12 protein-coding genes, 1 riboswitch and 1 other annotated feature are annotated in these 12,695 nt (G+C 30.3%); of the genes, 1 reads left to right on the top strand and 11 read right to left on the bottom strand.

What is annotated here, in order from left to right:
• Positions 1-125: 125 nt before the first annotated feature.
• A riboswitch (cobalamin riboswitch) is annotated at positions 126-311 on the bottom strand.
• 151 nt (positions 312-462) lie between these two features.
• On the bottom strand, positions 463-1,860 hold the full coding sequence (gene pepV, locus BUB33_RS14030) for a dipeptidase PepV (RefSeq protein ID WP_072977575.1): 1,398 nt from the start codon (positions 1,858-1,860) through the stop codon (positions 463-465).
• Between the two features lie 135 nt (positions 1,861-1,995).
• On the opposite strand from pepV, the gene ftsH reads away from it, so the two are divergent.
• Positions 1,996-3,555: an ATP-dependent zinc metalloprotease FtsH gene (ftsH, locus tag BUB33_RS14025; RefSeq protein WP_084725483.1), complete on the top strand. Its 1,560-nt coding sequence runs from the start codon at positions 1,996-1,998 to the stop codon at positions 3,553-3,555.
• A 44-nt stretch (positions 3,556-3,599) separates the two neighbouring features.
• Here ftsH and thrS read toward each other — a convergent pair whose 3' ends face one another.
• From thrS to BUB33_RS13975, 10 genes are all read right to left on the bottom strand, one after another.
• Positions 3,600-5,510 carry a threonine--tRNA ligase gene (gene thrS, locus BUB33_RS14020; RefSeq protein ID WP_072977572.1) on the bottom strand — a complete coding sequence of 637 codons (1,911 nt, stop codon included), beginning with the start codon at positions 5,508-5,510 and terminating at the stop codon, positions 3,600-3,602.
• 238 nt (positions 5,511-5,748) lie between these two features.
• Positions 5,749-5,946: a binding site (T-box leader), on the bottom strand.
• A 76-nt stretch (positions 5,947-6,022) separates the two neighbouring features.
• A complete protein-coding gene (hisS, locus tag BUB33_RS14015) occupies positions 6,023-7,333 on the bottom strand; it encodes a histidine--tRNA ligase (protein WP_072977569.1) in 1,311 nt (436 codons plus the stop codon).
• 102 nt (positions 7,334-7,435) lie between these two features.
• A complete protein-coding gene (ytxC, locus tag BUB33_RS14010) occupies positions 7,436-8,287 on the bottom strand; it encodes a putative sporulation protein YtxC (RefSeq protein ID WP_072977567.1) in 852 nt (283 codons plus the stop codon).
• A gap of 66 nt (positions 8,288-8,353) precedes the next feature.
• The gene (locus BUB33_RS14005) at positions 8,354-9,094 is read right to left on the bottom strand and encodes a DUF6873 family GME fold protein (RefSeq protein ID WP_072977564.1); all 741 of its coding nucleotides are present in this window, start codon (positions 9,092-9,094) and stop codon (positions 8,354-8,356) included.
• Between the two features lie 327 nt (positions 9,095-9,421).
• On the bottom strand, positions 9,422-10,513 hold the full coding sequence (locus tag BUB33_RS14000) for a HigA family addiction module antitoxin (RefSeq protein WP_072977561.1): 1,092 nt from the start codon (positions 10,511-10,513) through the stop codon (positions 9,422-9,424).
• The gene (locus BUB33_RS13995) at positions 10,506-10,838 is read right to left on the bottom strand and encodes a hypothetical protein (protein WP_072977558.1); all 333 of its coding nucleotides are present in this window, start codon (positions 10,836-10,838) and stop codon (positions 10,506-10,508) included. Before BUB33_RS13995 ends, BUB33_RS14000 begins: the two co-directional genes overlap by 8 nt.
• 284 nt (positions 10,839-11,122) lie before the next feature.
• Positions 11,123-11,431: a phage holin, LLH family gene (locus tag BUB33_RS13990; RefSeq protein WP_072977555.1), complete on the bottom strand. Its 309-nt coding sequence runs from the start codon at positions 11,429-11,431 to the stop codon at positions 11,123-11,125.
• Complete coding sequence (locus tag BUB33_RS13985; RefSeq protein WP_234950069.1) at positions 11,421-11,690, bottom strand: hypothetical protein; 270 nt, start codon at positions 11,688-11,690, stop codon at positions 11,421-11,423. The genes BUB33_RS13990 and BUB33_RS13985 overlap by 11 nt, the downstream gene beginning before the upstream one ends.
• Positions 11,687-12,397 (bottom strand): N-acetylmuramoyl-L-alanine amidase, encoded by a 711-nt coding sequence (locus BUB33_RS13980; protein ID WP_072977624.1) that lies wholly within the window; start codon positions 12,395-12,397, stop codon positions 11,687-11,689. The genes BUB33_RS13985 and BUB33_RS13980 overlap by 4 nt, the downstream gene beginning before the upstream one ends.
• Positions 12,398-12,413: 16 nt before the next feature.
• The coding region (locus tag BUB33_RS13975; protein ID WP_234950068.1) for a hemolysin XhlA family protein at positions 12,414-12,695 on the bottom strand (282 nt) is incomplete at its 5' end.

The raw sequence follows: 12,695 nt of genomic DNA, 5'->3' as shown, positions 1-12,695 counted from the left end.
TTACCATTATTTTTACAAAATAAAAAACCTTTCTGCAATAGAAAGGATATTATTGATAGAAGTAGAAGCAAGGAACTAATCAATCTACTTTATAAATAACACCTCCTCATCCGCGTGAGTAATAAACAGCGTTTTTTCCATTGGCAGGTCTCCTGACTTAAGAGTAACAAATCTTATACCTTCCCATACAATTAGTACAGTGGTGTTCCTAAGATTCTATCTATCACAGTGGCGGGACCGTGTCGGATTTTAACCGAACTTCCCTTTTAAATAATCCTATATAAGATTATACCAACGGTCAAAATATTAAATTTTAAGTAAAATATATCATAGCCTATTTAAATTGTCAAACTTTAGAAACTTATTTTACTAATAAAATATTCCTTATATAATGAATTTTCCCATATATAATGAATTTTCCCATGTCCAATTTAGAGCATGGGAAAACCATGATTTTTTAATTTATTTTGCTAATTCATATAAAGCATGAGCATATATCTTAGTTATCTTTATAAGATGCTCTATAGAAATATACTCATCTTTCTGATGTGCCACATCTGGTTGTCCTGGAAACATTGGTCCAAATGCTACTGCATTTTCCATTGCCCTAGCATAAGTACCTCCACCAATTGTAATTGGTTCTCTTTCTAAATCTCCAGTTTGTTCCCTATATACTTTCATCAATTTTTCAACTAAAAAATTATCCTTGGCTACATATAAAGGTTTAGTATCTCCTTCACCTTCTACTAATTCAACTTTTGTTCCATTAAGATTTTTCCTTATTCCGTCATATACTTCTTTTGCACTACTTTTTATAGGATATCTTACATTTATAGTCAGTTTTATTTTATCTCCTTCTAGTTTTATAAGTCCAGGATTAAAATTCAACTTACCTGATATACTGTCTTCATAGCCACATCCAATACCTTCACCATAATGTTTAAATCCTATTCTTTCATTGTAGAGATTAATAAAATCACAGATATCACATTCTCCATCCATAAGATAGGATAATGCATTCATTAAATAAGATATTGCATTTTCTCCTTTTTCAGGAGTACTTCCATGAGCTGATATTCCTTTAGCTATTACTTTAACAATATTATCTTTTATATCCATAGTTATCATATTATCTTTTTCTTTTTTATATTGTTTAAATTTTTCTTCAAATTTATCAATGTTTTGAACTTCTAAAACAGCCTCTGCATAGTCTGGTACCATATTTGGTGCATTTCCACCTTTTAAATCTATAAGCTTAATTCCACAGCATCCATTTGAGTTCAATTTCTGTACTAAGTCAAATACTATTATCCCCTTTTCTCCATGTATTACAGGAAAGTCTGCATCAGGAGTAAAAGCCATTGTTGGTGGTTTTTCATGCTTAAAATAATAATCCATACAACCCCAACCTGTTTCTTCATTAGTTCCAAATATTACTCTAATCTTTCTATTAAGGGAAACTTCAGATTCTTTTAATGCCTTCATAGCATAAATTGTAGCTATGGCAGGACCCTTATCATCTATTGTTCCTCTACCAAATATTTTATCATCATGAATTTCTGCACCATATGGAGGATAAGTCCAACCTGTACCTTCAGGTACAACATCTAAGTGAACTAAAACACCTACACTTTCATCACCTTCTCCAAATTCCGCATACCCAGCATAGCCTTCTAAATTTTTAGTTTTAAATCCTAGACTTTTAGATAGTTCCAAGACATATTCTAAAGCTTTATATGGTCCCTCACCAAAGGGCATATTTGGTTTAGCTTCATCTTCTACGCTCTTAATTTTAATGATTTCTTGAGTTGATTTAACAATTTCTTCCTTATAACCATCAATTAAATTAATATAATTCATTTAACACCTCTCCTTTCCTATCTATCACTATTATACCTTTGTTGTTATTTTCCTACAACTTTTATATTTTTCTTTTATAGAAATTGAATTAAATGGTTACACTATTTTTAGAACAATATATGAGGTGGGGATAATTTGAAAAAGAAAAAGATAATATTTTTATTTTTAGTATTAGGGTTGATTGCATCCTCTATACTTATTTACGATGGCTTTTTCCCAACTGCCAGCTTTTCAACATTTAGAATTAGAGATAGATTAGCAGTATGGGTAATCACTCTGATCCTATTTATTCTCTATATAAAAACAGATACAAACCCACAATTGGTCCCCTCTGTTTTATCTATTGAAAAAGATTCAGGAAGAGAAAAGGATAAATCAGATGTATCCTTCAAAGATGTGGCAGGGTTGGAAGAAATAAAAGAAGAACTACAAGAAACCATCGACTTCATTAATAATTCTTTGAAATACAAGAAAATGGGTGCCAAAATACCTAAAGGTATCTTATTTCATGGACCTCCAGGAACTGGTAAAACCCTTCTTGCTAAAGCAGTAGCTGGGGAAACTAATTCAACATTTCTTTATGCTTCTGGATCAGAATTTGTAGAAAAATATGTGGGAGTAGGAGCTAAAAGAGTTAGAACACTATTTGAAAGAGCAAAAAAAGAAGCACCAAGTATTATTTTTATAGACGAAATAGATGCCATAGGTGCAAGAAGAAATCTAGAGTCTAACAATGAAAAAGATCAAACTTTAAATCAACTTTTAGTAGAAATGGATGGATTTAATACTGATGAAACTATTATAGTAATAGGTGCTACAAATAGGCTAGATTTATTAGATGAAGCTCTACTTAGACCTGGCAGGTTTGATAGACATATATTTGTAGGTAACCCTAATATACGAGCCAGAGAACAAATCTTAGAGGTTCACACAAAGAATAAACCACTAGACAAATCCATCGATATTAAAATGATTGCAAAAAAAACCACTGGGTTATCTGGAGCACAATTAGCTAATATTGCCAACGAAGCAGCTATTATAGCAGTTAGAAAAAACAAAAATATTATATCTTTAAGTGAATTTGATGCTGCTATCGAACGAGTCTTAGCAGGTCTTGAGGTTAAAAATCCTACTGTACTTAAAAAAGAGAAAGAAACTGTAGCAATACATGAAGCAGGTCATGCTTTAGTTGCTAAAATCTTAGAAACTGATATAGTTCAAAAGATATCAATAATTCCAAGAGGTCAGGCCTTAGGCTATGTACTTAAGTTTCCAGATGAAGAAAGATATTTGTTAACTCAGTCAGAATTAAAGAATAAAATCACTTGCCTACTGGCTGGTAGAGCAGCTGAAGAATTAATTTTCAAAGAAATCACCACAGGTGCAAAGGATGATTTAAATAAAGCAACAGATATTGCTAGAGAAATGGTATGTAGTTATGGAATGAGTTCCTTAGGCACCATGGCTTTAGATGAAAGCTTTATGAGATATAATTCTGATATAATCAGAATTGAAATCAAAAAAATTACAGATGAAAGATATATTGAAGCTCTCAAAATTATAGAAGAAAACAAATATTTACTTCATTATATTGCCAATACTCTATTGGAGAAAGAAACAATAGACAGCGATGAGTTAGATAATATATTTAAATTATATAAAAAACCATTGCCTTATGCAATTGAATCTAATTAAAAAACTGTGGCAGCCCCAAATTAGGACTGCCACAGTTTTTTCATCTATTTCTTTTCTTCTACTTCTTTAATTACTTGATCAATAAAATCTTCAATTTTAATTTGACCTTTGTCTCCTTCATCTCTTTTTCTTACGGAGACTAATTTTTCTTCTACTTCTTTCTCACCAACTATTAACATAGTTGGTATTTGTTGTAGTTGAGCTTCTCTAATCTTATATCCTATTTTCTCAGCCCTATCGTCTAATTCAACTCTAATACCCTTATCTACCATTGCTTTTTTTATCTCATAAGCATAATCATTAAACTTATCAGATATTGGAAGGATAATCGCCTGTACAGGAGCTAACCATAATGGGAATTTACCTGCAAAATGCTCTATTAGTATTCCCATAAATCTTTCCATACTTCCATATATAGTCCTATGGATCATTACTGGTCTTTTCTTTTCATTATCTTTATCTACATAAGTTATATCGAATCTTTCTGGCATTTGGAAATCTAATTGAATTGTACCACATTGCCAAGTTCTCCCTATGGCATCTTCTAATTGGAAATCTATCTTTGGTCCATAGAATGCTCCATCACCTTCGTTTACAATATAATTTATGCCTTTTTCTTCCAAAGCTTCTATAAGACCATTTGTAGCTATTTCCCACTGTTCATCAGAGCCCATTGAATTTTCTGGTCTAGTGGACAATTCAATATGATATTTAAATCCAAACACATTATATATATAATCGGCTAAATTAATTATATTAACTAATTCCTCCTTTATTTGAGATGGTAGTACAAATAAATGAGCATCATCTTGAGTAAAAGATCTAACTCTCATTAGTCCGTGTAATGCTCCCGATAGTTCATGTCTATGAACTAATCCAAGTTCACCCCATCTTAGAGGTAAATCTCTATAGCTATACATCTTTGATTTATATACTAAAATAGAACCAGGACAATTCATTGGTTTAATAGCATAGTCCCCTTCATCAATCTTTGTAAAATACATGTTTTCTTTATAATGATCCCAGTGACCTGATTGATGCCATAATCTTTCATTTAATATTAGAGGTGTTTTTATTTCATCATATCCAGCTTTAGTATGCTCTTCTCTCCAAAAGTTTTCTAAAATATTTCTTAAAGCCATTCCCTTTGGATGAAAAAATGGAAATCCTGGTCCCTCTTCATGAATACTAAATAAATCTAATTCTTTGCCTAATTTTCTATGATCTCTTTTTTTAGCCTCTTCTAACATATGAAGATATTCTTCCAAGTCTTTTTTCTTTTCATAAGTTGTTCCATAAATCCTTTGAAGCATTTTATTTTTCTCATCACCACGCCAATAAGCACCAGCAATACTTAAAAGTTTAATAGCCTTAACCTTTTTAGTATCATATAGATGAGGTCCTGCACAAAGATCAGTAAATTCTCCTAATTTATAAAAGGATATCTCTTCATCTTCAGGAAAATGCTCTATTAAGTCAACTTTATATACTTCTCCTTTTTCCTTAAAATACTCAAGAGCTTCATTCTTATCCATAATATATCTCTCAAGAATATGCCCTTCCTTGGCAATTTTCGCCATTTCCTTTTCAATCTTCTCTAAATCCTCTGGAGTAAATCTATGGTCAGTATCAAAATCATAATAGAATCCATTATCTATTGAAGGTCCTATAGCAAATTTAACTCCTGGAAAAAGTTTCTGCACAGCAAGAGCCATAATATGAGCTGATGTATGCCAGAATATAGCTTTTCCTTCTTTATCTTCAAATTTAACTACTTTAAATGAAGAATCTTCATCAATGGTTTCTTGCATACCCTTTGTTTCCCCATTTACAACTGCACCAAGGGCAACTCTTGCTAAGCCTTCGGATATATCCTTAGTAACATCATATACAGATACACCTTTATCATATTCCCTAATAGAACCATCTGGTAGTGTAATTTTTATCTTTTCCATTTCTATTCCTCCTATTTTTTAATTAATAGTCATAGCCCACTTAAGCAATTCACAGTTAACCTGCTAAATCTCACTATCCTTCCCTAGATTAATCATTCTCCACAGTCTAACTGCACAAATTCATTTATTTACTCACTTTGCTCGTATGGATTTGGCGTTCCTTGTGTTTGACCTACATCAACTCCCTACGCTCGTTGTGTTAGGTCATAAAAAAACCTTTCGTTCCTACATATTTCTATGTAGGGACGAAAGGTTAAATTTCGTGGTTCCACCCTAATTACTTCTCATATATAAATAACGCTAATAAGCGGAAATCCTTCAGTTGGATTCGGTTCAGGGGTAGTTTTCATATATCTTTCTCATAAGAAGATTTTCAGCCATGATCTTCTCTCTCTAAATGGAAATAATATATTACTCTTCCCATCAACACCTATGATATTAAAGTAAAATATATTTTAACACTATCATATCTATCTGTCAAGATAATTACTCATATTATACCATAGTTTTTATTATTTTAAACATTTTATTATCTCTTCTAATGAAAGACTTTTTTGTTCTCCAGTCTTCATATCTCTAAAAGAATAAGCTTTATTTTCAACCTCTTCTTGACCTATTACTATTACATAAGGAATATTTAATTTATCTGCATAATTGAATATTTTTCCCATCTTTCCTGATTCCAGGTATATTTGTGTATGTATACCTTCCCTTCTCAACTCATTAGTCACTTCAACACCATTATCCATATAACCTTTCATTGGAATAACCAATACTGTAGTCAGAGAATTATCAGTAGATTTAATAATACTAGCTTCCATTAACTGATAGAAAAGTCTAGTAAGACCTATACAAATACCCACTCCTGGTAACTTTTGTTTTGTATAATGAGTAGCTAAGTCATCATATCTTCCCCCAGAACAAACAGAACCTATTGATAAATGATTATCTAAAAAAGTTTCATATACAGTTCCAGTGTAATAATCAAGTCCCCTAGCAATGGTTAAATCTATTGCATAATTATCCTCTGGTACACCAAATAATTCTACATATTTAATTACTGTGGTTAATTCTTCCAATCCTTCTATAAATACCTCATTATCAATTTCTAATTCTCTAAGCCTTGATAGTATTTCTTGATTATTTCCCTTTATACTAATAAACTCTTTAATCTTACCTACTATGTCCTTACTAATTCCAAAGTCTTCAAGTTCCTTTTCTACACCCTCTATTCCTATTTTATCTAATTTATCTACTGCTCTAAGTACAGAGGCTGAATCTTCTATATTGATGCTTTGAAAAAATCCATTTAATATCTTTCTATTATTTATCTTTATAGTAAATTCTTCAAATCCTAACTCTTTAAAAGTAGAATAAATAACAGAAGGTATCTCCGCATCATTTATTATATCAAGTGTCCCATTCCCTATTATATCTATATCGCATTGATAGAATTCTCTAAATCTACCTTTTTGGTTTCTCTCTCCCCTATATACTTTTCCAATTTGATATCTTCTAAATGGAAAATTTAGCTCAGAATAATGCCCCGCTACATATCTTGCTAAAGGTACAGTCAAATCGAATCTCAACGACATATCCGTACTTCCTTTTTCAAACCTATAAATTTGTTTTTCAGTTTCTCCTCCACCTTTAGCCAAAAGCACCTCTGTTTTTTCTATAACAGGAGTATCTACAGGAAGAAATCCAAACTTCTCATAATTCTTCCTAATAATATCTAACATTTTATTAAATAAAATTTGATCCGTTGGTATTAATTCCATAAATCCTGGTAAAATTGATGGTTTAACTATATCTTTACTCATAATAACCCTCCATATGTATCCTTTTATATTATAATAACAAATATATTAATATTTTCCAATCTCTTATTTACTAAAAAAGAAGCTGATCTAATCAACTTCTCTTTACTTACCCTTTTTTAACTTTGTCTTTAGTTTACAAACTTCACATCCATCACAAATTTGTACTTTATCTCTAAAGACTTGACAAATAACATTGACTAGTTCTTTTTCTTTTCCTTCCTCTACATGCACTATTAATTTTATAGGAGAAAGAACTATTAGCGAACTAACAAGAAGATCAGCTTTGCTTATATCTTCATACCATTTATCATCTGGTGCATACTCTAACAAACCATTTTCAATTATATTATTGCCCTCATCTAATAAAAAATAATCATTATCTTTAATTATAACATTAATTAGTTCATATCTAGGCTCTTGTATATCTACAAAATATTGAAGCATATTTAAAAACTCTAGATACTCTCTTTCTATTTCAAATTCGCCTATGGCCTTTTCTATGGAAATATCTAATATATACATAAACCTTCTTAATCTAAAATTCATAAATCCATCTATTAATATAATGTTATTTTCAATTAAATGATTTAGAATTTCTTCATTAAGAATATTTTTTTCTTTTACATAATAATTTTCACTCATTATTGTAGAATGAGTTGCTTTAACTATCTCTTCCCTATCTTCTGATGAATAGTCTCCACATATTTTTATTACTCTATCTTTTATTATTGATTTAATATATATTTCTAAGATAATATCCTGCACTAAATTAGCTATAGCTCTATAAAAAGCAATATCTTCCAAACTTTTCTTATTTCCCAAAGAAAGTGAAAATTCATATCTTCCTTCATATTCTTCCTCTTGAATACTTACCTTGGAGTTAGAAAAATACCTATTTATTAAATTTATTACTTCGTCTTTATTTACATTCCCACCAATTTTTATAACTTGCATTGTATCACTCCCTTCTTTTAGTAGTATGTACTTAGAGAGTAGACATATACAATATAAAGACTTACTCTAATGGCAATATAGAGTAATTATAGTACCAATATCTAGCACATCTTTTGTCGATAGAGTTTCCAAATTTGTATTATTTTCAGCAAAAAATTTTAAAATATCATCTTTATTAGGATGCTCATCTATACTTCCAGATATAATAGATTTTCCATTACATAAACTTCCATTTGTACCACCTATAAATCCATAGTTTTGTCCTTCTAATGATACATATCCTGGTTCTATTAATAAAATCCTATAGCCAAGAGAACTTAGCTTTTTATATATAGGATAATCGGCTGTTATAGCTGAATCTTCTCCTACTACAGCTAAGGAACATTTTGTATAGCCTTGATTTACATTTACAAAATCAATATTTTCCTTTTTTAAATAAAATTTTAAGATTTCATCTGTATATTTAAAATTGTGAATTGCAATTCCTCTTAGTCTTCCTACATTATATGCAATGTCGTCTGGATATTTACTACTTAAATTTTTTTCTCCTTTGATTAAATTTATACCCACATTACTTAAATTTTCTTCATAATATTCAAAAACATTAGGTGCAATAATTAATGTATTATGGTTTATTGGATGAATTACTATATCTGGATGATAGGAAATACTTTCATGTACTTCATTACATTTTATGGTTTTAATTATTTTTAAGTTCATTCTTTTTAAATTTTTTTCTATCTCTTTATCTATCCTACCATCTACTATAGCTATATTAGCCTCTTTTAATGGAATAAATGGATTCATAAACTCACCTCAATTGAAATAAAAAAACCCTAGAATCTTTGATTCTAGAGTGCTATGGAGGCGCCACCCAGATTTGAACTGGGGAGTAAAGGTTTTGCAGTTCTATACAACCTCCAAACATAACACTCTATCAATCAATATCTAGTCTTAAATGTAGCAAAATGCTTATTTCTTATTTTTGTACTTTACTATTATATATCATTTTTTATTATTTTAAAATACGTTAGGACAGATTTTAGGACAGAAAAACAGACCAGGATCTCAATCCTGGTCAAATAACTCTTAATGTTCTAGGAAAATTTGCCCTTTTTCAATAAAGTGCTTCTATCATTTTTTATTTGAAACAATAACGAAAGATGGTCTTAAATCATTATATTGATGATATTCAATCTTTTTATCATGTAATAATCTTCCAACGACTATGCAAGGGTGTATATCTATTTGTTCTGCAAATAATAGTATGTTTTCTCTATGAGAATAACTAGCTGTGCTAACAAACTTACCATACTCTTCTGGAGGTATTAACCAATTTCCAGCCTGGTTATCAGCTTCATCTTCAATACAGACACCACTTTTAGATTCTTGTAAGTGAAATTCTTTTCTATCATGCAATATTATATGTGCGATTTCATGGAAAAAAGTAAACCAAAAAATATCTGCACGCGCACCGCGAACACTTAACTGAACTATTGCTCTATCTGATTTTACCCAATTTGTTGCACCACAAGCATAAGTTTTTGAAATATGCGGAACTAAAACTAGAGCAATTCCACAAGAGGCACATAATTCGACCATTTTAGGATAAAATACATCCGGTGCTTCTAATGTTAATTCTCTAAATTTAGGTATTAATTTTTTAAGTTTGCTTTTATTAAAAGTTTCTGTTGCTATCCTTTCAGCTTCAATTTCACCTTTTCTTAACCATGTAGCTAAGGAATAATTAGATGCTTCATACTTCTCAGATATTCTAAACGCAAAAGCGCCTTTTATTGTTTCCGGAAGCAGATTTAATGAAGCTACTCCAAAAAATGTTCTTAGATTCATTACTTTTTCTTCTATGTCTCTAGTGCTAGGAATCCATCCTAATTTAGCTATTTCAGGATATGGTACTTCTCGTGCAATTACCATTTCATTATTTATTTCTTCCCTAGCTTTTATTCTAGCCTTTGTTTCCTGGTAATTAGCTTCTAGATTATTCCAAAAGCTTGCTGGTATACCTAAAACATATTCTAATTTTAGTGAAGTTTCTTGAGTAATAGGTGATTTTCCTTTGATTATTTCATTTATATGCTTAGTCGTTAATCCAGTTCTTTTTGCAAGTTCAACTTGCGTCATCCCCATGCTGTCGATTTGTTCCTTTAAAGTTTCTCCTGGTGGAACTGCAATGCTGGCAATATATTCTATTTTTTCTTTAATCATGGTAATCTTTCACCTCCTCAATAATGACTTCTTTAACCTCATACAAATCTAGTTTGCTAAAATCTGTATTTGCTTCAAAAACTGGTTTAATAATCAATCTATCTGGATGATCTAAGTCTAAGGCATATTTCCCATTTAAATCTCCACTTAAAGAGTGACATCTACCAATTCTATATTCAACTATAATTCCTAAGGAATCAGCAGCCTTTAATTCATTTAACCTTCTAATTATTAGTTTTGCATTTTCTGGACCGTATTTTCTGATAAGTTTATTTCTGTCATTAATTATCTTTTCTAATTTTTTATTTTTAATGACTACTATCATTATATGCTATTATTCCCCCTTTAGCAATAATTATTAACCTAATTGGTTAATATTTTATGTAATTTATTATTTTTTAGTAGCTAAATAGCTTTATCTCATATTATATACTATATATAACATAATTCTTCCATAAAATCCATTTTTCAACAAGTATTTATATTTATAAAAACAGGACGTTCAAAACGACCTGTTTTATCATCCTGTTACAAAAACTTTATAGATATTGAAATAAGAACACTTATAGTGCTTTATGTATTTCAAAAAACAAAAAAAGACCCTAGATTTTATTCCAGGGTCTTATCTTTTATCATGTTTAATTCTTTTACTGCTGATTCAATTAATACATCTAATTCTTCCATAGTTATATCTATACCTTTGCTTGTAAGGAAAGCCACTACATATTCTTTCTTTAGTTTACCTTCCCCCTTTTCTCTATAAATCTGTTCAGCTGCTCCTACTGCTACCTTAACCCAGAAATATATATTTTCTCTCTGTTCCTTTGTAGTTTTGGACTTAATAAAAGGAACTATCAGATAAGTTAAGATAGCTCCTAAAATAGGTATTATTACTTTTACAATTATATCAATATTCATTTTCATTCTCCTTTACTTTCTTCTTTTTAATGCTAGATAACATCCATAACTCTCCAGTGGTAAAAGCAAACCAGGCACCTATTAGGACCTGTGGTTCATTTCCTACCTGTAAAAATATATAGAGAACTGCGGATGTAAAAATAACATTTAATAAAATTACCAATGTCACTATAAACTTGGAAAATCTATTTTTCTTTTTTTGTTTCTTTTTTAATTTAAGTAGTTCCTGTAAATCCTTTTCAGTTAAGTTGTCCATCATTTAATCACCACCGTTTGAGTTTTATCATCCCAATCTACTTTGCATCCCAAGGCTTCAGCTATTTGTCTAATAGAAACATAATTGGTCTTGTCCTTCATAAATCCATCCATGTGGTACAATTGCCCTTTTACATTTACCTTTATTTTATTTTGATTTTCTTTAGGTTTCTCAATATATTTTATTCCTAAGTTTTTGAGAATTCCTTTAGCTACTGATTCAGCTATTTCTGATTGTTTATTTCTCAATATTTTTGCATCTTCGGAATTTGAGATAAAACCTAATTCTGCTAATGCAGCTGGCATTTTAGTTAATCTTAGAACTGCAAAATTTGCTGTTTTAATTCCTCTATTAACAGTGAATATTTTATCCTGGACAATGCTATCTTGTATATCCTTAGCTAGAATAGCTCCTTTTGAACTTCCTGTATGGCTGAAAGTTTCTACACCTCTGGCTAATGCATTAGTAGCAGAGTTGACATGTATTGATACAAATATATCTGCCTTAGCTTGATTAGTCATTTTAGCTCTATCAGATAGTTCTATAAATGTATCTGTTGTTCTAGAATATGATACTTCTACATTGTGCCTTTTTAGTATTTCTCCTATTTTTAACCCTACAGATAATGTAATATCCTTTTCTTTTAACCCATTTCCCACTGCACCTGGATCCTTTCCCCCATGGCCAAAATCTATGTGTACTTTTACCATGAATTTCACTTCCTTTCTATTTAAATAATCCTTGTTGAACTGCATAAAAAAAGAAGGATACTATTCCTCCTAAAAGTAATCCCATGAACCATTTCATTGTGGAATTTAATGATGCTAACTGCTTGATTAATCCATCTAACCTTTCTTCTAATCTGCTATTTACTCTCTCTATTATATCTAGTCTTTCAGAATGATTATTTATTCTTCTTTCATGTACTGATATTTTTTCATCAATTCTTTTATGCCTTTCTTCACATATTTTATTTTCCACTTTTACACCTCCAAAATTTGCATTAAA

The organism is Tissierella praeacuta DSM 18095 (genome assembly GCF_900128955.1).
Classification (GTDB): Bacteria; Bacillota; Clostridia; order Tissierellales; family Tissierellaceae; genus Tissierella; species Tissierella praeacuta.
This window is presented reverse-complemented; position numbering and strand designations above follow the sequence as displayed.